The organism is Burkholderia sp. GW821-FHT14F03, from assembly GCF_058803765.1.
The window spans coordinates 76,719-95,063 of the sequence record NZ_JBXAPG010000030.1 but is presented as its reverse complement, the minus strand read 5'-3'; the positions used below and the strand labels follow the sequence as shown (position 1 = coordinate 95,063).

Genomic DNA, 18,345 nt, shown 5'->3' with positions numbered 1-18,345 from the left:
GTTGCGGGGACAGGATTTGAACCTGTGACCTTCGGGTTATGAGCCCGACGAGCTGCCAGACTGCTCCACCCCGCGTCAGAGAAACAAGACTATACCTCTTTTAAGCGGAAACATCAAATTTTCATCGACGTGCCATGAAAACATGACCGCACGCTCACGGCCGACCATCGCGCCTCGCTCGAATCCCTTCTCCCCCACGAACGAAAGCAGCATGCATGATCGCGACGCAGATCCCCGCCAGCCCTACCGTCCCGCGCGGACGGAACCGCCGCCCGCCGCGCGACGCGCTGGTACACTGCGGCTCGTCAACGCTCGTGGATTGCGCGCGGCGCCACGTCCGCCGGCGTCGCAGCCGTGCGCGGCGCGACAGCCTCGATGCGGCTGCCGATCCACGTCGCGCGCCACGCTCTCTCCGGCAAGGAATCGAATATCGTGAAAATCGCCACCTGGAACGTCAACTCCCTGAACGTACGCAAGCAGCACGTGCTCGACTGGCTCGCGCAAAGCCAGACCGACGTGCTGTGCCTGCAGGAACTGAAGCTGCCCGACGAGAAATACCCGCGCGAGGAACTGGAAGCCGCCGGTTATCGCAGCTGGTTCGCCGGCCAGAAGACCTACAACGGCGTTGCGATCATCGCGCGCGATTCGCTGCCGTTCGACGAATCCGACGTCGTGCGCAACATCCCCGGCTTCGAGGATCCGCAGCAGCGCGTGATCGCCGTCACGGTCGGCGGCGTGCGCATCATCTCCGCCTACTTCCCGAACGGCCAGGCACTCGACTCCGACAAGTTCGTCTACAAGCTGCAATGGCTCGATGCGCTGCAGACCTGGCTCGCCGGCGAACTGCAGCGCCATCCGAAACTCGCGCTGCTGGGCGACTACAACATCGCCCCCGAGGATCGCGACGTGCACGACCCGGCCAAGTGGGAAGGCCAGAATCTCGTGTCGCCGCAGGAGCGCGCACATTTCGCGAAGCTCCTCGAACAGGGCTTCGTCGATGCATTCCGGCGCTTCGAGCAGCCGGACAAGAGCTTCAGCTGGTGGGACTACCGGATGTTCGGGTTCCGCCGCAACGCGGGGCTGCGGATCGACCACATCCTGCTGTCGCCGGCGCTGGCCGCGACCTGCACCGCGTGCGAGATCGATCGCGTGCCGCGCACCTGGGAACAGCCGTCCGACCACACCCCCGTGTTCGCGCTCGTCGAGTAAGTGCGCGCCCGCGCGCCGCGTCAGACGCGCGGCGCGGCGGGCCCCAGCTGCGCCCACAGGAAGCCGAACTCGGCCGCGTTGTCCTCCGCCCGCGCGAGATCGTCGGCGCTGCCGTGCCCGCCGTCGGTGTTCTCCCAGTACCACACCCGCTCGTGCCCCTGCGCCCGCATGCGCGCGGCCATCTTGCGCGCGTGCGCCGGATGCACGCGGTCGTCGCGCGTCGAGGTCGTGAGCAGCAGCGGCGGATACGCGACGCCCGCCGCGACCCGGTGATACGGCGAGTACGCGGCAAGCGCGGCCGCCTCGTCCGGATCGTCCGGGTCGCCATACTCGTCGAGCCACGCCGACCCCGCGTGCAGCAGCGGATAGCGCTGCATGTCGAGCAGCGGCACCTGGCACAGCACCGCGCCGAACAGCTCGGGCCGCTGCACCATGCAGGCCCCCACCAGCAGCCCGCCGTTGCTGCCGCCCTCGATGCCGAGCTGCGCGGCCGTCGTCACGCCGTCCGCGATCAGTTGCTCGGCGATCGCGATGAAATCGTCGAACGCGCATTGACGGTGCTCGCGCTGCGCGTCGAGATGCCAGTCCGGACCGAACTCGCCGCCGCCCCGGATGTGCGCGAACACCGCAACGCCGCCCTGCTCGAGCCAGCCGATCCCGAGACCGTCGCTGTAGGCCGCGAGATTCGGCAGCGCGAAGCCGCCGTAGCCGGCCAGGAGACACGGCCGCGCGGTGCGCGCCGCGCCCTCCAGCGCGTCGCGCGGGCCGATCAGCGTATACGGCACCGGCGTGCCGTCGCGCGAGCGCGCATGCGCGCGCCGCACCACGAGCCCGGCCGCGTCGAATTGCACGGGCGGCCGGTCGAGCAGCACGCGCCGCGCGGGCGCATCGTCCGCGAGATCGGCAAGCCAGCATTCGGGCGGATTCAGATAGGTGTCGATGTCGACATAAACTTCGTCGTTCAGCAGCGACTCGATCGGCTCGACGCCGATCTGCGCGCCCGCCGGGCCGTCGAACGGCCGCGATCGCCACGACCAGCCGCCCGCGTCGTCGCACAGCGGCTGCCACAGCTCGGTGCGGCTGTCGACGTCGTCGAGCCAGCTCGCGAGCAGGTAGTGGCGCGTCGCGGTCCAGGTGCAGGCCGAGGTCGATGCGCTCGGCGAGAACAGCGTGAAGCAGTCGCGCGCGCCCGCGAGGAACGCGTCCTCGCGGATCGCGAGCAGCGCGCCGCCCGGATGGCGCACGCCGCCGCAGGTCCAGTCGAGACGCGGCTCGAACACGAGCCAGCCGCGCCAATGGCCGATCCCGACGTGCGACGGCACGTCGTAGCGCGCCCACGCGCCGTCGGCGTCGAGCCGATAGGTATGCACGTCGAAGAAATCGACGCTGCGCCATGCCACGTGCCGCGCGTCGACCGGATCGAAGCTCGCGCCGGCCGAGATGTCCTCGTACTCGCCGCGGAACACCACGGGCGCCTGCGCGAGCGCCGCGCCGCGGGCCCAGCGCCGCACCTCGAACGGATAGCCGGAACGCGTGAGCGACGCGTCGCCGCGATCCCAGCTCGCGTAAACCGTATCGCGATCGATCCAGTCGAGCGTGTGATGGCCCGGGGTGTCGATCGTGAAGCCGTCGGCCACGAAACGGCGCTGCGTCAGATCGAACTCGCGCACGACGACCGCATCCGAGCCGCCCGGCGACAACGACAGCAGCGCGCGGCCGCCGTCGGGATACAGGATCGCGTGCCCCTCGAACACCCACGGCTCGCCCTCTTCCTCGCCCAGCGCATCGATGTCGAGCAGCGTCTCCCACACGGGCGCGCCGGCGCGCCAGTCCGCCCACGGCGCGCGCCGCCACACGCCTTTCGGATGGCGGTCGTCCTGCAGCAGGTCATAGGCCCACGACTGCCAGCGCTCCGGAATCACCGGCGCGTCGCGCGGCAGATAGGCGCGCGCGAGGCGGTCGGCCAGCGCGCGCCATGCCGCGCCGTCGCGCCACGCCGCGCGGGTGCGCGCATTCTGCGCGTCGACCCATTCGCGGGCGCGCGGGCTGTCGAGGTCTTCGAGGAACAGGAAGGGGTCGGGCGTCGCCGGCCACACGGAGGAAGCGGACATCGTGGTATCGGGTTGCGTCAAACCCCGATTATGCCCGGCTCCGTGCGGCCGTCGCGTCTCACGATTCGAGACGCAGCTCCTGGATCTTGCGCGTGATGGTGTTGCGGCCGATGCCGAGCCGCTCGGCGGCCTCGACCTTGCGTCCGCGCGTGAAGTCGAGCGCCTCGCGGATCACCGCGGCCTCGAAGCGACGCGCGAGCGCATCCATCACATCGGCCGAGTTCTCGCGCAACAGGCGCGCCACCTCGGTGCGCAGGCCATGCTCCCATACCGGATGGCCCGGCGCCGCGCCGTTCACGGACGCATCCCCCACGACCATCGCGTGCGCCGCGCCGGGCAACTCGCCGTGCGCGGGCGCGCCCGGCGTCGCCAGCGCGGGGGCGCCCGCGCCGGACATCGCGAACCCGTCGCCGGACGCGTACACCGGCATCAAATCGGGCGGCAGGTCCTTGATCTCGACCGTCTGCGCGGGCGCCATCACGGTCAGCCAGTTCGTGAGATTCTCGAGCTGCCGCACGTTGCCCGGGAACGGCAGCGAACTCAGGTGGAGCAGCGCCTCGTCCGACACGCGCTTCGGCTCGACGCCGAGATCACGCGCGCTCTTCTGCAGGAAGTGACGCATCAGCAGCGGGATGTCCTCGCTGCGCTCGCGCAGCGCCGGCAAGCGCAGGCGGATCACGTTGAGCCGATGGTAGAGATCCTCGCGGAACAGGCCCTGCCGCACCCGCGCCTCGAGATTCTGGTGGGTCGCGGCGATCACGCGCACGTTTGCGCGCAAGGGATTGTGTCCGCCGACCCGGTAGAACTGGCCGTCCGACAGCACGCGCAACAGACGCGTCTGCAGATCGAACGGCATGTCGCCGATTTCGTCGAGGAACAGCGTGCCGTTCTCCGCCTGCTCGAAACGGCCCTGGCGCGTCGTCTGCGCGCCCGTGAACGCGCCGCGCTCGTGGCCGAACAGTTCGGATTCGAGCAGATCCTTCGGGATCGCCGCGGTGTTGAGCGCGATGAACGGCCCGCTCGCTCGCGGGCTGTGCCGATGCAGCGCGCGTGCGACCAGCTCCTTGCCGGTGCCCGACTCGCCCGTGATCAGCACGGTCGCGGCCGAATGCGACAGCCGGCCGATCGCGCGGAACATGTCCTGCATCGCGGGCGCCTGGCCCAGCATCTCGGGCGCCTCGGCGGGCCGATCGTCGTCGGGCACGCCCGCGCGCAGGCTCTCCTCGACCGCGCGCCGGATCAGCTCGACCGCCTTGTCGACGTCGAACGGTTTCGCCAGATACTCGAACGCGCCGCCCTGGAACGCCGCCACCGCGCTGTCGAGGTCCGAGAACGCGGTCATGATGATCACCGGCAGCGCCGGCAGCCGCTCGCGCACCGCCTGCAGCAGTTCGAGCCCGGAGCCGCCCGGCATCCGGATGTCGGACACCAGCACCTGCGGCGTTTCCTGGTCGAACGCATGCAGCGCGTCGCGCACGTTGGCGAAGCTGCGCGTCGCGAAGCTCTCCCGCGCAAGCGCCTTTTCGAGCACCCAGCGGATCGATTGGTCGTCGTCTACTATCCAGATCGGCTTCATAGGTCGGTCAAAAGGATGGGGGAATCTGGGCCGCCGCTCAATGGTCGAGCGGCAGCAGAATCTGAAATTCGGTGCGCCCCGGGCGGCTCTCCGCCTCGATCACGCCGTCGTGCTGCTGAACGAAGGTCTGCGCGAGCGTGAGCCCGAGCCCGCTGCCGTCCTCGCGCCCGGACACGAGCGGATAGAACACCCGGTCGCGGATGTCCTCGGGAATCCCCGGGCCGTTGTCGATCACGCGCAGGTCCAGCGCGAGCCGGTACAGGCGCTTCGCGATCGTCACCTTGCGCGCGACGCGGGTGCGCAGCTCGATGCGCGCGTCGCCCTGCGCGATCCGCTCGCGCAGCGCCTGCGCCGCGTTGCGCACGATGTTCAGCAGCGCCTGGATCAGTTGCTCCTTGTCGCCGCGCAAGTCGGGCACGCTGACGTCGTAGTCGCGCTCGATCGTGAGCCCGCGCGGGAATTCCGCGAGCATCACCGCGCGCACGCGCTCGCACACCTCGTGGATGTTCACATCGCCGACGATGTGCGGATGTCGGTGCGGCTCCAGCAGCCGGTCGACCAGCGTCTGCAGCCGGTCCGATTCCTTGATGATGACCTGCGTGTACTCGCGCAGCTCGCCGCGCTCGCGCTCGCTCAGCTCGAATTCGAGCAGCTGCGCCGCGCCGCGGATGCCGCCGAGCGGATTCTTGATCTCATGCGCGAGATTGCGGATCAGCTGCTTGTTGACCGCCGTGAGGTCGTGGATCCGTTCCTCGCGGTCGGTGCGCGACTGCCGTTCGTTCTCGAACAGCTCGACGAGCACGTAGTCCTGCGCGCCCTCCAGGAAGCCGACGATCGCATGCACGTGCAGCGGCTCGCGCCCCGGCCGATCGAGCACGGTGTCGAGGTGGGTCGCGTGAAAACGCTCCTCGCCGATCGCGGTGATGGTGGTCGCCAGCTCGCCCGCGTTCGGAAAAATCTCGCCCCACGGCTTCTGCGCGAGCTGCCGCCGCGAGATGTCGAGCATCGCCTCGGCCGACGGATTCGCGAACGCGATCCGCAGCGTGCGGCGGTCGAGCACCAGCACGACGGTCGGCAGCGCTTCCAGTCCCGTCAGGAGCCCGGAGCGCACCAGCCGGTCGTCGTCCGACAGACGCTCCGGCTGGCCGGCCCGGGCCTTGATCAGATTCTTCAGAACCATCTTGCTTGGATGCCGTGTCAAAAATTATGTCCTGGCCGGCGAACAAAAAAGGGACGGCTGGACGCCGTCCCCTTGTCAAGCCGCGGCGCGCGCCCGTGGAACCGTGCCGCGGACACGCGCCGGCGACGCGGCGCTTCGTGCGCTGAGGTGACGAAGCGCCATCGCCGCTTACAGCGAGTAGTACATCTCGAACTCGATCGGGTGCGTCGTCATGCGGAACTTCGCCAGCTCCTGTTCCTTGAGGCCCAGGTACGCATCGATCATGGCGTCCGTGAACACACCGCCGCGCGTCAGGAACTCGCGATCCTTGTCGAGCGCCTCGAGCGCCTGGTCGAGGCCTGCGCACACGGTCGGGATCTTGGCATCCTCTTCCGGCGGCAGGTCGTACAGGTTCTTGTCGGCGGCTTCGCCCGGATGGATCTTGTTCTGGATGCCGTCGAGACCCGCCATCATCAGCGCCGTGAAGCACAGGTACGGGTTCGCCATCGGGTCCGGGAAGCGCGTCTCGATGCGGCGGCCCTTCGGGTTCGACACGTGCGGAATGCGGATCGACGCCGAGCGGTTGCGCGCGGAGTACGCGAGCTTCACGGGCGCCTCGAAGTGCGGCACGAGGCGCTTGTACGAGTTGGTCGTCGGGTTCGTGATCGCGTTCAGCGCGCGCGCGTGCTTGATGATCCCGCCGATGTAGAACAGCGCGAGTTCCGACAGGCCGGCGTAGCCGTTGCCCGCGAACAGGTTCTGGCCGTCCTTCCAGATCGACTGGTGCACGTGCATGCCCGAGCCGTTGTCGCCGACGACGGGCTTCGGCATGAAGGTCGCCGTCTTGCCGTACGAGTGCGCGACGTTATGGATGATGTACTTCGACCATTGCGTCCAGTCGGCGCGCTCGACCAGCGTCGAGAACTTCGTGCCGATCTCGTTCTGGCCCTGGCCCGCCACCTCGTGGTGGTGCACCTCGACCGGGATGCCGATCTGTTCGAGCAGCAGACACATTTCCGAACGCATGTCCTGGAACGCATCGACCGGCGCGACCGGGAAATAGCCGCCCTTCACGCCCGGACGGTGGCCGGTGTTGCCGCCTTCGAATTCCTTGCCCGACGACCACGGCGCTTCTTCCGAATTGATCTTCACGAAGCAGCCCGACATGTCGGTATTCCACTGCACCGAATCGAAGATGAAGAATTCCGGCTCCGGACCGAAGTACGCGGTGTCGCCGATGCCCGTGCTCTTCAGGTAGGCTTCCGCGCGCTTCGCGAGCGAACGCGGATCGCGCTCGTAGCCCTTGCCGTCCGCCGGCTCGACCACGTCGCAGGTCAGCACGAGCGTCGATTCCTCGTAGAACGGGTCGACGAACGCCGCGTTCGGATCCGGCATGAGCAGCATGTCCGACGCTTCGATGCCCTTCCAGCCTGCGATCGACGAGCCGTCGAACGCATGACCGCTTTCGAACTTGTCTTCGTCAAACGCCGACACCGGCACCGACACGTGCTGTTCCTTGCCGCGCGTATCGGTGAAGCGGAAATCGACAAACTTGACGTCCTCGTCCTTCACGAGCTGCATGACGTCGGCGACGGTTTTACTCATAACCTCTTCTCCTGATTGAACAAATTCGGCGGACTGGGACCGCCTCGTTAAGCGAGCTGCTCGGCGCAGCGTGCGATGTGCCGCGTACAACCGATTCGACTGGAACTTGTATAGCAGCTTCCGTGCCATGCATGCGCCAGATCGGCGCGACGCGTGCCGGCCCGCGTCCGGACAAGGGGCGCGGCGCGCGCTTTCGGGGCTTGCGGCCGACGGGCCGCCCATTCGGCGCACCCATCCGGTGCGCGCCATCGACCCCCTTCCATGGCGAGCCCCGATTTGGTGCCAACGCGCTATTTTGCACCATCTTGGTGAGATTCGGGCATCCGGCCGGTCCGGACGGACGCCGGGCATCGCGCACGGCGCGACGCGCTAGAATGCTTTTTTGACTCGCAGGAGACCTCCCGCCATGAGTACGCTTGAACAGCTGTATGCGCATGCCGAGCAGCGCCGCACGGCGAACCAGCTGAATTACGCGGGCGCGCTGTCGCCCGCCGAGGCGTTCGAGCTGCTGCAGCTCGAACCGGGCGCCCGCCTCGTCGACGTGCGCACGCGCGCGGAACTGGATTGGGTCGGCCGCCCGCTCATCGGCGACGGCCAGTACGTGCACCTCGAATGGACGCGCTATCCGGGCGGCGTGCCGAACCCGGAATTCCTCGCGCAGCTGCAGGCGGCGGTCACGCCGGAGACGCCGGTGCTGTTCCTGTGCCGCAGCGCGGCGCGTTCGAAGCTGGCCGCGGTCGCCGCCGCGCAGGCGGGCTTCGTCAAGGCCTTCGACCTGCTGGAGGGCTTCGAGGGCGCGAAAGACGGCCAGGGACATCGGAAGACGGTCGAGGGCTGGTGCTACCACAAGCTGCCTTGGATCGGCGCATGACATGCGCGGCGCCTCATCGTCCGTCCAGGCGATGACGCCATGATGAACGGGCCGCCCTGGGGCGGCCCGTCTCGCATCCGGGGCGGCCGGCCGCCCTGCACCGGCCGTTCAGCCGGCCACCGGCGGTTCCGGCTCGACGATGTCGCCGCCCAGCTGGTGCACGCCTTCGCGCAGCTTCACATAGGCGGCCGCCACCGCCTCGGGCTCCCCTTTCACGCCCAGGTCGATGTGCCGGCGCGCGTAGATGCCGCCGCGCTCCGCATCGCCGACGCTCGGCAGACTGAACACGCGCACGCCGGGAAAATCCCGTTCGATCCGCTCCATCAGCGGCGTCAGCGTCGACTCGGGCAGCTCGAACACGTACAGCGAACGCTCCGCATGCGGGGTGGCGTGATGCAGGTGCGCGTACTTCGTGTCGAGCACCCATTCGATCATCGGCCACGCCATCACCGGGAAGCCCGGCACGAAATGCACCTCGCCCACCGAAAAACCCGGAATCCGGTTGTAGCCGTTCGGAATGATCGACGCGCCGCGCGGAAACACGCCCATGTTCAGACGATGCTGGTTCTCCGCCGAGTCGAAATCGGGCGGCGTCGCCGCATCGGCGTGCATCTCGCGGATCCGCGCCTCGATCAGCACGCGCGCCTCCGGATGCAGCTCCAGCGGCACGTCGAGCGCGGCGGCCGCGCACTGGCGCGTGTGATCGTCCGGGGTCGCGCCGATGCCGCCCGTCGAGAACACGAGGTCGCCCGCCTCGAACGCGCGGCGTAGCGTCGCGGTGATGCGCGCCGGATCGTCGCCGACGTATTCGGCCCAGCCCAGCGCGAGCCCGCGCGCGGCGAGCAGTTCGATGAGCTTCGCCAGGTGCTTGTCATGGCGGCGACCGGACAGGATTTCGTCGCCGATGATGATGATGCCGATGGTCATGCGTGCCTCGTCAGGTCGAAAGGGAAGGTCCGGCGGCGGCCTGCGCGCGCTGGTCCTGCAGCGCGCGCAGGCAGTAGAAGCCGAACCACAGCGCGGAAAACACCAGGATGAACGCGTACACCCAGATCATCGCCGCCGCGACGAACGGAAACAGCACCATCATCCAGATCGACGACACCCAGATGAACGTCGGCACGGTGCCGAGCAGCCCGCTCGCGACGCCGATGCCGATCAGCGGCCAGCGATGGCGGCGCAGCAGCGCGCGCCGCTCGTCGCTGCTCGCGTGCAGCGCGAGCGCGTCGTAGGTCATCACGCGATAGGTGAGCCAGCCCCAGATCACGGGCGGCAGCAGCGCGAAGAACGGCGGAATCAGCCACAGCGGCAAGGTGACGATCAGGAGCACGAGGCTTGCGAGCGCGGCCCCCAGCGAATTGAACACGCTGCCGTACCAGGTGCCGCCCCGCTTCATCTCGAGCGCCGCGAACTGCCGCTTCGACAGGTGGGTGACGACGACCGGCATCGACAGCGTCGCGATCAAGGTCAGCACCGTCAGCACGATCAGCGGAATCGTCGCCGCGACGACCACGAACGGCGCGACCACCGCCTGCAGCTGCGGCGCGCCGATCGCATTGAACAACCGGTACAGCAGCGCGGTGAGCGCGAAGCCGTCGAGCACCGCGCGGGCGCCGTCGATCAGCGGCTGCCAAGCGAACCACAGCACGACGCCCCAGAACACCGCGGCGACGATAAACGGCATGAAGGTGAGCCAGAGCATCCGCGGGTGCAGCGCACTCGCGAGCGCTCGGCCGAAAGAGCGCAGCAGGTCGTTCATGCGGGCCTGTCAGAAAGGGGAAATCGGGACATGCGCAGAAAGGATAAACCACGCCGCGCCCGCGCGCCAAAGGCCGTGCGGTGCGGCAGGGATTGCCGCGCGCAGCGGCGCGGGGCCGGCGCGCGCCGCGCGGGTCAGGCGGACGCCGCGCGCTTCTTCGGCGCGAGCCGCTTCGCGATGCGCACGAACGCGAGGCCGTGCTGCGACCAGAAGCCGTCGCCGTACGACACGCCCTCGTACTGGGCGCGGATGCCGGTCGGCTCGACCGTGCGGTTCCACGACGCGGTGCCGAACAGCATGTCCCACCACGGGAACAGCACGCCGAAGTTGCAGCCGTACTTGGTGCCCTCGTGGCCGTAGCCGACCGCATGGTGACGCCGGTGGAAGATCGGGCTCACGAGCAGGCGCTCGCCGAGCCGGCCGAACGGCAGCTTCGCGTTGGTGTGCTGGATGCTCTGCGCGAAGTTGGTGAGCGCGGTCAGCACGACGTACTGCGACGGCGGCACGCCGATCACGAGCGCGATCACCGCGAAGAAGCACGCCTGGATCACGTCGTCGAGCAAGTGGTTGCGATCGTCGGCCCACAGCGACATCTGCCGCTGGCTGTGATGCACCGCGTGCAGTTCCCACCACACGCCGAAGCGATGCTGCCAGCGGTGATACCAGTAGCCGGCGAAGTCGAGCACGATCAGGTAGATCGCGAACGACACGATCGGCTGCGAGGTGACGCCCGGCCACAGCGCATCGAGGTTGTAGTTCGCGACGCCCTTCAGGCGCAGCCAGGCCTGGAAGTTGTCGAACAGCGGCTGCATCGCGAAGAAGAAGAACAGGCTGAAGATCCCGAGCTTCGCGATCAGCGTGTAGAGGATGTCGACCCGCGCCTCCTTGCGGTTGCGCCAGGCCTCGATCGGCCGCCAGGCCTCGAGCGGGCGCAGCAGCACGTACATCACGACCACCTGCAGCGCGCCGACGATCACCCAGTAGAGCGCGTCGTAGGTGTCCTCGTCGTAGTCCATCAGGTCGAAGCGATACATCAGCGGCTGCACGACGTCGACGTACAGCCAGGTCTGCAGGTTCGACACGAAGCCGTCCAGCGCGGCGGCGATCATATGCAACATGCTGCGCCCTCCGCGTGCATCAGGCGCCGTTCGGCGCCGTCACGGGCGCGCGATCGAAGAAGTAGATGCCGTGCGGGGAGCGCCCCACGGGAATCGTCTGCACCAGCTTGCGGGTCGCGAGGTCGATGATCCCGACCTTCTTCGCGAAGCGGAACGTGACCCACAGCGACTTGCGGTCGGCGGACAGCTCCATGTCGTCCGGCCCCGGCAGGAGGCCCGTGATGTCGCCGACATTGGTCAGCGTGTTCTCGTCGATGATGCTGATGGTGTTCGCCACGCGGTTCGTGACCGCGACGTGGGTGCCGTCGGCGAGCGAGCGGAAGTTGTGCGCGCCCTTGCCGGTCGGGATCGTCTTCACGACCTTCTGGTTGCGCCAGTCGACCACCGCGACGTAATCCGCGCCCGTCATGCCGATCAGCACGTACTTGTCGCCCGGGGTCATCCACAGGCCGGCCGGCACCTTGCCGACCTTCATCTTCCACTTGACGGTCTGCGTGGCCAGGTCGATCGCGGCCAGCTCGCCCGACACCTGCAGCGACACCAGCACGGTCTTGCTGTCCTTCGTGAACGCCAGGTGGCTCGGCATCACCTCGAGCGGCACGCGCTTCGCGAGCTTCACGTCGCGCCCGTCGTAGCTGTAGATGTCCACCCGGTCGAGCCGCAGCCCGGCCGCGACGAACCACTTGCGATCGGGCGAGAAGCCGAGCTGGTACGGATCGTCGATCCCCTCGACGGTGCGCTGCAGCTTGCCCGTCTTCGGATCGAGGAACATCAGGCTGTTCGAAACCGAATTCGCGACGATCAGCGAGCCGTTGTCGGGCGTCGCCATCAGGTGATGCGGCTCCTTGCCGGTCGGCATCGTGCCGATCACCTGGCGTGTGTTCTGGTCAATGAGGGACAACGTCGCTTCGGCCGAATTCAGGACGATCACGTTGTTCGCGAAGGCGGCGACGGGCGCCAGGACTGCTGCGGCCAGCGCGCACGCGCGGCCGAGGGAAAAAAGAGTACGCATGAAGACTCACGTCGTGGAACAACCGTCATTGTAGAACGTCCGGGGGCGCCGCCCGGTTGACGCGCGGCGCCCTGCCCCCGGTTGCATCAACGCTGCATCGATTCCCAGACCTTGTGCAGACGCTTCACAGAGACCGGCATCGGCGTGCGCAGTTCCTGCGCGAACAGAGAAACACGCAGTTCCTCGAGCAGCCAGCGGAACTCCGCGAGCCGCGCGTCCGCGACGCCGCCGCGCTGCGACACCGCGCGCTGGTAGTGCTGCGCGAGCGGCTGCAGGTCGGTCATCTGGCGCGCGTCGCGGGCCGGATCGGCCTTCAGCTTGTCGATCCGCAGCGCGATGCCCTTCAGGTAGCGCGGGAAATGCGCGAGCTGAGGATACGGCGTGTCGATCACGAAGCGCTTGCCGATCAGCGCGCCGAGCTGCGCCTGCATGTCCGCGTGCGGCGCCCCGAACGCCTTGGCCTGTGCGAGCTTCTTCGCGAGCCCCGCGTATTCGGCGAGGATCTGCCCGACGAGGCGCGCGATCTCCTGCGCGAGCAGGTTCAGGCGGCTGCGCCCCTCGTCGCGGCGCGCATGGAAGCTCGCGTCGTCGTCCGGCAGCGGCTCCTGCAGGCAGGCGCGGTCGAGCGCGGTCTCGATCAACTGGTCGCGCAGCGCCTCCTGGGTGCCGAGCGCCATATAGTGCATCGCCATCTCGCGCAGCCCCGGCAGGTTCTTCTCCAGGAACTTGATCGGTTCGCGCAGCTGCAGCCAGAACAACCGCCGCAGCCCCGCGCGATGGATGCGCGCCGCCTCCTCCGGCGAATCGAACACCTCGACGTCGCAGTGCGCGCCGCGATCGACGAGCGCCGGATAACCGAACAAGGTCTGGCCGCGCCGCCGGATCTCCAGCAGCTCGGGCAGCTTGCCGAAGTTCCAGGTCGTCAGGTTTTCGTAAAGTGCGGTCGCACCCGCCTCGGCGCCCGGCGCGCCGGGCGTCGCCGCGCCGCCCGCCGGCGCGGTCTGCGGCCCCGTCGGCTTGCCCGGCGCCGCACGCGCGGGCCGCGCGCCCGGCGCAGGCGCGTCGTCGGCCGTCGCCTCGCCCGCCGGCGCGAGCGTCGCGCTCGCCGCGATCTTCTGGAAATGCTGCTGCGCCTGCGCGCCCAGCTCGGCGCGCAGCTGCGCGAGATTGCGGCCCATCGCGAGCTGGCGGCCGTGCTCGTCGATCACCTTGAAGTTCATGAACAGGTGCGCGGGCAGCGTCTCCAGCTTGAAGTCGCCGCTCTTCATCGCGATCTGGGTCTGCTCGCGCACGTCGGCGATCAGCACCTCGACCAGCCCGCCCGCGCCGAAGCGCGCGCCGGCCGTGCGCTCGACGAAACCCGCCGCATACTCGGGCAGCGGCACGCAGTGGCGGCGCAGCTTCTGCGGCAGCGACTTGAGCAGCAGCTGCACCTTCTCCTTCAGCATGCCCGGCACCAGCCATTCGGCGCGGCGCGCGTCGACCTGGTTCAGCGCGAACAGCGGCACCGCGAGCGTCACGCCGTCGCGCGGCGAGCCCGGCTCGAAGTGATAGCCGAGCGTCATCTCGACGCCGGCCATGGTCGCCCGCTTCGGGAACAGGTCGGTCGTCACGCCCGCCGCCTCGTGGCGCATCAGGTCGTCGCGCGACAGGTACAGCAGGCGCAGCCTGTCCTCGGGCTGGCCGCTCTTCTTCACCTCGTCGCGATACCAGCGCTCGAACGCCGCGCCCGTGTGGATGCCCTCCGGGATCGCCTGGTCGTAGAACGCCTGGATCAGCGCGTCGTCGACCAGCACGTCCTGGCGGCGCGACTTGTGCTCGAGCTGCTCGATGTCGGCGAGCAGCTTGCGGTTGTGCGCGAAGAACGCGAGCTTGGTGTCGAACTCGCCGTCGACGAGCGCGCCGCGGATGAACAGCTCGCGCGCGCGGGCCGGATCCTGGCGGCCGAACGCAACCCGCCGCCGGTGATAGATCGTGAGCCCGTACAGCGTCGCGCGCTCGAACGCGCTCACCTGCGCGGGCCGTTTCTCCCAGTGCGGCTCGGACAGCGATTTCTTCAGCAGGTGCGCGCCGACCTTCTCGACCCACTCCGGTTCGATCTTCGCGATGCAGCGCGCGTACAGGCGGCTCGTCTCGACCAGTTCCGCCGCCATCACCCAGCGCCCCGCCTTCTTGACGAGCGCCGAACCCGGCCACAGGAAGAACTTGATGCCGCGCGCGCCGAGGTAGTGCGGCTCGTCGTCCGCCTTCAGCCCGAGATTGCCGAGCAGGCCCGTCAGCAGCGCGAGGTGGATCTGCTCGAAGGTCGCCTCGGTCTCGTTCAGGCGCCAGCCGTGCTCGCGCACCACGGTCAGGAGCTGCGAATGGACGTCGCGCCACTCGCGCAGCCGCACGTGCGACAGGAAATTCTGGCGGCATGCGTCGATCAGCTGGCGGTTCGACTTCTTGTGCGCCACCGCCTCCTCGAACCACGCCCAGATCCGCAGCCACTGCAGGAACTCGGAGCGCTCGTCCGCGAAGCGCCGGTGCGCCTGGTCGGCCTGCTCCTGCGCCTCGATCGGCCGATCGCGCGGATCCTGCACCGACAGCGCGCTCGCGATCACCAGCACCTCGCGCAGCGCCTGCTGGTCGCGCGCGGCCAGGATCATCCGGCCGACCCGCGGGTCGAGCGGCAGGCGCGCCAGCTCGCGGCCGAGCGGCGTCAGCGCGTTGTCGTCGTCGACCGCGCCCAGCTCGTTGAGCAGTTGGTAGCCGTCGGCGATCGCGCGGCCGGGCGGCGGCTCGATGAACGGGAACGACTCGATCGCCGACAGATGCAGCGACTTCATCCGCAGAATCACGGCCGCCAGCGACGAACGCAGGATCTCCGGATCCGTGAAGCGCTGCCGCGCCTGGAAATCGCTCTCTTCATAGAGGCGAACGCAGACGCCGTCGGCCACCCGGCCGCAACGGCCCGCGCGCTGGTTCGCGGCGGCCTGCGAAATCGACTCGATCTGCAGCTGCTCGACCTTGTTCCGGTACGAATAACGCTTGACCCGCGCGAGGCCGGTGTCGACCACGTAGCGGATCCCCGGCACCGTCAGCGAGGTCTCGGCGACGTTGGTCGCGAGCACGATCCGGCGCGCGTTCGAGGCCTTGAACACGCGCTCCTGCTCCGCCGCCGACAGCCGCGCGAACAGCGGCAGGATCTCGGTGTGCGGCGGGTGGTGCTTGCGCAGCGCCTCGGCCGCGTCGCGGATCTCGCGCTCGCCGGGCAGGAACACCAGCACGTCGCCGGGGCCTTCGCGGCACAGCTCGTCGACCGCGTCGACGATCCCGTCCATCAGGTCGCGCTCGGCCTCGCGCGCGCTCTTCACGCGGTCGCGGCCGGACGCCGCGCCCTCGGCATGGCGCACGGCGGCCGGGCGATCCTCCGCGATCGGCCGGTAGCGCATCTCGACCGGGTACAGGCGGCCGCTCACCTCGATCACCGGCGCGGGCCGCGCGTCGCTGCCGAAATGGCGCGCGAAGCGGTCGGCGTCGATGGTCGCCGAAGTGACGATCAGCTTCAGGTCCGGCCGCCTGGGCAGGATCTGCCGCAGGTAGCCCAGCAGGAAGTCGATGTTCAGGCTGCGTTCGTGCGCCTCGTCGATGATCAGCGTGTCGTAGGCCTTGAGCAGCGGATCTGTCTGGGTCTCGGCGAGCAGGATGCCGTCGGTCATGAGCTTGACGGACGCACCCGGCGCGAGATTGTCGGTGAAGCGCACCTTGTAGCCGACCACCTCGCCGAACGGCGTGCCCAGCTCCTCGGCGATGCGCCGCCCGGTGGACGACGCGGCGAGCCGGCGCGGCTGGGTGTGGCCGATCAGGCCGCCGCCGCCCGCGCCGAGGCCGCGGCCGAGCGCGAGGCAGATCTTCGGCAACTGCGTGGTCTTGCCCGAGCCGGTCTCGCCGCAGACGATCACGACCTGGTGGGCGGCGATCGCCTGCGCGATCTCGTCGCGCTTGCCGGAAACCGGCAGGCTCTCGGGAAACGTGATGGGCGGCACCGGGTTCGGCGCGGCCTTCGGACGGGCCGCGCGCGGAGCCTGGGCGGCGCGCGGCGTCTGACCGGAAGGAGGCTGCGGGCGCGGCTGCCGCGCACGCGGCGCCGGCGCGCCGTCGGGGCGCGGCTCCGCCTGCGCATCTGCCCGCTTTTGTGCGGGGCTTTTGGGTACATTCGACATGGGGGCGCATTATAATCCCGCCCATGAATTCCCAAACCGACCTCCCCACCGCCCAGTCAGGCGTCGACGACGCCGCCGGCCACGCCCAGTTCGTCGACTGGATGCGCTCCGTCGCGCCCTATATCCACAGGTTCCGCAACAGCACGTTCGTGGTCGGTTTCGGCGGCGAAGTCGTGCAGCAGGGCCTCCTCAACGCCCTGGTGTCCGACATCGCGCTGCTGCAGGCGATGGGAATCCAGATCGTGCTGGTGCACGGCTCGCGGCCGCAGGTCGAGGAGCAGCTGAGCCTGCACGGGGTCGAGTCGGCGTTCTCGCACGGCCTGCGCATCACCGACGCGCGCGCGCTCGAATCCGCGAAGGAAGCGGCCGGCGAAGTGCGTCTCGACATCGAGGCGGCGATCAGCCAGGGCCTGCCGAACACGCCGATGGCGCACGCGCACATCAGCGTGGTGTCCGGCAACTTCGTGACCGCGCGCCCGGTCGGGATCCTCGACGGCGTCGACTTCGCGCACACCGGCATCGTCCGCAAGATCGACGCCGAGTCGATCCGCCATTCGCTCGCGAGCCGCAAGCTGGTGCTGCTGTCGCCGCTCGGCTTCTCGCCGACCGGGGAGGCGTTCAACCTGTCGATGGAGGATGTCGCCTCGGCGGCGGCGATCGCGCTGCGCGCCGACAAGATCATCTTCCTGACCGAGACGCCCGGCATCGTCGACGAGACGGGCGAGCTGGTCCGCGAAATGTCGCTCGACGCGGCGGCCGACCTGCTCGACTCCGGCGACCTGCAGGGCGACGACGCGTTCTTCCTGCGCCATTCGATCCGCGCGTGCCGCGGCGGCGTGACCCGGGCGCACCTGATTCCGCAGGCGCTCGACGGCAGCATGCTGCTGGAGCTGTTCCTGCACGACGGCGTGGGCACGATGATCTCGTACGAGAACCTCGAAAGCCTGCGCGAAGCGACGCCGGACGACGTCGGCGGCATCCTGACCCTGATCGAGCCGCTGGAGACGGACGGCACGCTGGTGCGGCGCGGCCGCCACCAGATCGAGCGCGACATCGATCACTTCTCGGTGATCGAGCACGATGGCGTGCTGTTCGGCTGCGCGGCGCTGTATCCGTATCCGCTCGAGAAGATCGGCGAGATGGCCTGCCTGACCGTCGCGCCCGAGGCGCAGGGTTCGGGCGACGGCGAGCGGCTCCTCAAGCGGGTCGAGCAGCGCGCCCGCGCGCGCGGCCTCACGCACATCTTCGTGCTGACGACCCGCACCGAACACTGGTTCCTCAAGCGCGGCTTCGTCAAGGCCACGGTCGACGACCTGCCGGAAGACCGCCGCAAACTCTATAACTGGCAGCGCAAGTCGCTCGTGCTGATGAAGCAGCTCTGAGCGGCGCCGAGCGCCCGCCCTCCCCCAGTCCGATTACAGGAGAAGTACACGATGGCCCGTATGATTCAATGCGCGAAGCTCGGCAAGGAAGCCGAGGGACTCGATTTCCCGCCGCTGCCCGGCGAACTCGGCAAGCGCCTTTATGAAAGCGTCTCGAAGGAAGCCTGGCAGGGCTGGCTCAAGCAGCAGACCATGCTGATCAACGAGAACCGCCTGAACATGGCCGACCCGCGCGCGCGCCAGTACCTGATGAAGCAGACCGAGAAGTATTTCTTCGGCGAAGGCGCGGACCAGGCGTCCGGCTTCGTGCCGCCGCCCCAGGCCTGACCGATCCGGCG

At 68.8% G+C, this 18,345-nt stretch carries 13 protein-coding genes and 1 tRNA gene; 4 read left to right on the top strand and 10 right to left on the bottom strand.

Annotated elements, in window-relative coordinates; translation table 11 throughout:
• Position 1 precedes the first annotated feature (1 nt).
• Positions 2–75: transfer RNA gene (locus tag AC1RQF_RS20950), tRNA-Met, on the bottom strand.
• A 357-nt stretch (positions 76–432) separates the two neighbouring features.
• Here AC1RQF_RS20950 and xth point away from each other — a divergent pair.
• On the top strand, positions 433–1,209 hold the full coding sequence (xth, locus tag AC1RQF_RS20945; RefSeq protein ID WP_274003912.1) for an exodeoxyribonuclease III: 777 nt from the start codon (positions 433–435) through the stop codon (positions 1,207–1,209).
• A gap of 20 nt (positions 1,210–1,229) precedes the next feature.
• Here the strand turns inward: xth and AC1RQF_RS20940 are convergent, their stop codons facing one another.
• The 4 genes from AC1RQF_RS20940 to glnA all read right to left on the bottom strand — a co-directional run bounded on the left by AC1RQF_RS20940 (position 1,230) and on the right by glnA (position 7,660).
• Positions 1,230–3,320 (bottom strand): prolyl oligopeptidase family serine peptidase, encoded by a 2,091-nt coding sequence (locus AC1RQF_RS20940; RefSeq protein ID WP_492872875.1) that lies wholly within the window; start codon positions 3,318–3,320, stop codon positions 1,230–1,232.
• 58 nt (positions 3,321–3,378) lie between these two features.
• Positions 3,379–4,896 (bottom strand): nitrogen regulation protein NR(I), encoded by a 1,518-nt coding sequence (gene ntrC / locus AC1RQF_RS20935; RefSeq protein ID WP_492872874.1) that lies wholly within the window; start codon positions 4,894–4,896, stop codon positions 3,379–3,381.
• Between the two features lie 37 nt (positions 4,897–4,933).
• Entirely contained in the window at positions 4,934–6,076 is a 1,143-nt protein-coding gene (gene glnL / locus AC1RQF_RS20930; RefSeq protein ID WP_274003916.1) for a nitrogen regulation protein NR(II), read from the bottom strand.
• A 168-nt stretch (positions 6,077–6,244) separates the two neighbouring features.
• Positions 6,245–7,660 (bottom strand): type I glutamate--ammonia ligase, encoded by a 1,416-nt coding sequence (gene glnA / locus AC1RQF_RS20925; RefSeq protein WP_252987528.1) that lies wholly within the window; start codon positions 7,658–7,660, stop codon positions 6,245–6,247.
• A gap of 406 nt (positions 7,661–8,066) precedes the next feature.
• Here glnA and AC1RQF_RS20920 point away from each other — a divergent pair, with 406 nt between their 5' ends.
• The gene (locus AC1RQF_RS20920) at positions 8,067–8,531 is read left to right on the top strand and encodes a rhodanese-like domain-containing protein (protein ID WP_492872873.1); all 465 of its coding nucleotides are present in this window, start codon (positions 8,067–8,069) and stop codon (positions 8,529–8,531) included.
• A gap of 108 nt (positions 8,532–8,639) precedes the next feature.
• Here the strand turns inward: AC1RQF_RS20920 and AC1RQF_RS20915 are convergent, their stop codons facing one another.
• The 5 genes from AC1RQF_RS20915 to hrpA form a co-directional block, all read right to left on the bottom strand.
• Positions 8,640–9,458: a competence/damage-inducible protein A gene (locus AC1RQF_RS20915; RefSeq protein WP_274003920.1), complete on the bottom strand. Its 819-nt coding sequence runs from the start codon at positions 9,456–9,458 to the stop codon at positions 8,640–8,642.
• A gap of 10 nt (positions 9,459–9,468) precedes the next feature.
• Positions 9,469–10,290 carry an EI24 domain-containing protein gene (locus AC1RQF_RS20910; RefSeq protein ID WP_492872871.1) on the bottom strand — a complete coding sequence of 274 codons (822 nt, stop codon included), beginning with the start codon at positions 10,288–10,290 and terminating at the stop codon, positions 9,469–9,471.
• A 134-nt stretch (positions 10,291–10,424) separates the two neighbouring features.
• Positions 10,425–11,408, bottom strand: coding sequence for a sterol desaturase family protein (locus tag AC1RQF_RS20905; protein ID WP_274003923.1), 984 nt, complete (start codon positions 11,406–11,408; stop codon positions 10,425–10,427).
• 19 nt (positions 11,409–11,427) lie between these two features.
• Entirely contained in the window at positions 11,428–12,420 is a 993-nt protein-coding gene (locus AC1RQF_RS20900) for a YVTN family beta-propeller repeat protein (RefSeq protein ID WP_274003925.1), read from the bottom strand.
• A gap of 86 nt (positions 12,421–12,506) precedes the next feature.
• Complete coding sequence (hrpA, locus tag AC1RQF_RS20895; RefSeq protein WP_274003926.1) at positions 12,507–16,625, bottom strand: ATP-dependent RNA helicase HrpA; 4,119 nt, start codon at positions 16,623–16,625, stop codon at positions 12,507–12,509.
• A gap of 23 nt (positions 16,626–16,648) precedes the next feature.
• Between hrpA and argA the strand changes: the two genes are divergently transcribed.
• The gene (gene argA / locus AC1RQF_RS20890; RefSeq protein WP_274003927.1) at positions 16,649–18,007 is read left to right on the top strand and encodes an amino-acid N-acetyltransferase; all 1,359 of its coding nucleotides are present in this window, start codon (positions 16,649–16,651) and stop codon (positions 18,005–18,007) included.
• Between the two features lie 51 nt (positions 18,008–18,058).
• The gene (locus AC1RQF_RS20885) at positions 18,059–18,334 is read left to right on the top strand and encodes an oxidative damage protection protein (RefSeq protein ID WP_252987070.1); all 276 of its coding nucleotides are present in this window, start codon (positions 18,059–18,061) and stop codon (positions 18,332–18,334) included.
• The last annotated feature ends 11 nt before the right edge of the window (positions 18,335–18,345 follow it).

Bases quoted from the DNA above. Each gene is read 5' to 3' on its own strand.
- AC1RQF_RS20940 (WP_492872875.1), bottom strand. From the start codon at position 3,320: ATGTCCGCTTCCTCCGTGTGGCCGGCGACGCCCGACCCCTTCCTGTTC.
- ntrC (WP_492872874.1), bottom strand. From the start codon at position 4,896: ATGAAGCCGATCTGGATAGTAGACGACGACCAATCGATCCGCTGGGTG.
- glnL (WP_274003916.1), bottom strand. From the start codon at position 6,076: ATGGTTCTGAAGAATCTGATCAAGGCCCGGGCCGGCCAGCCGGAGCGT.
- glnA (WP_252987528.1), bottom strand. From the start codon at position 7,660: ATGAGTAAAACCGTCGCCGACGTCATGCAGCTCGTGAAGGACGAGGAC.
- AC1RQF_RS20920 (WP_492872873.1), top strand. From the start codon at position 8,067: ATGAGTACGCTTGAACAGCTGTATGCGCATGCCGAGCAGCGCCGCACG.
- AC1RQF_RS20915 (WP_274003920.1), bottom strand. From the start codon at position 9,458: ATGACCATCGGCATCATCATCATCGGCGACGAAATCCTGTCCGGTCGC.
- AC1RQF_RS20910 (WP_492872871.1), bottom strand. From the start codon at position 10,290: ATGAACGACCTGCTGCGCTCTTTCGGCCGAGCGCTCGCGAGTGCGCTG.
- AC1RQF_RS20905 (WP_274003923.1), bottom strand. From the start codon at position 11,408: ATGTTGCATATGATCGCCGCCGCGCTGGACGGCTTCGTGTCGAACCTG.
- AC1RQF_RS20900 (WP_274003925.1), bottom strand. From the start codon at position 12,420: ATGCGTACTCTTTTTTCCCTCGGCCGCGCGTGCGCGCTGGCCGCAGCA.
- hrpA (WP_274003926.1), bottom strand. From the start codon at position 16,625: ATGTCGAATGTACCCAAAAGCCCCGCACAAAAGCGGGCAGATGCGCAG.
- argA (WP_274003927.1), top strand. From the start codon at position 16,649: ATGAATTCCCAAACCGACCTCCCCACCGCCCAGTCAGGCGTCGACGAC.
- AC1RQF_RS20885 (WP_252987070.1), top strand. From the start codon at position 18,059: ATGGCCCGTATGATTCAATGCGCGAAGCTCGGCAAGGAAGCCGAGGGA.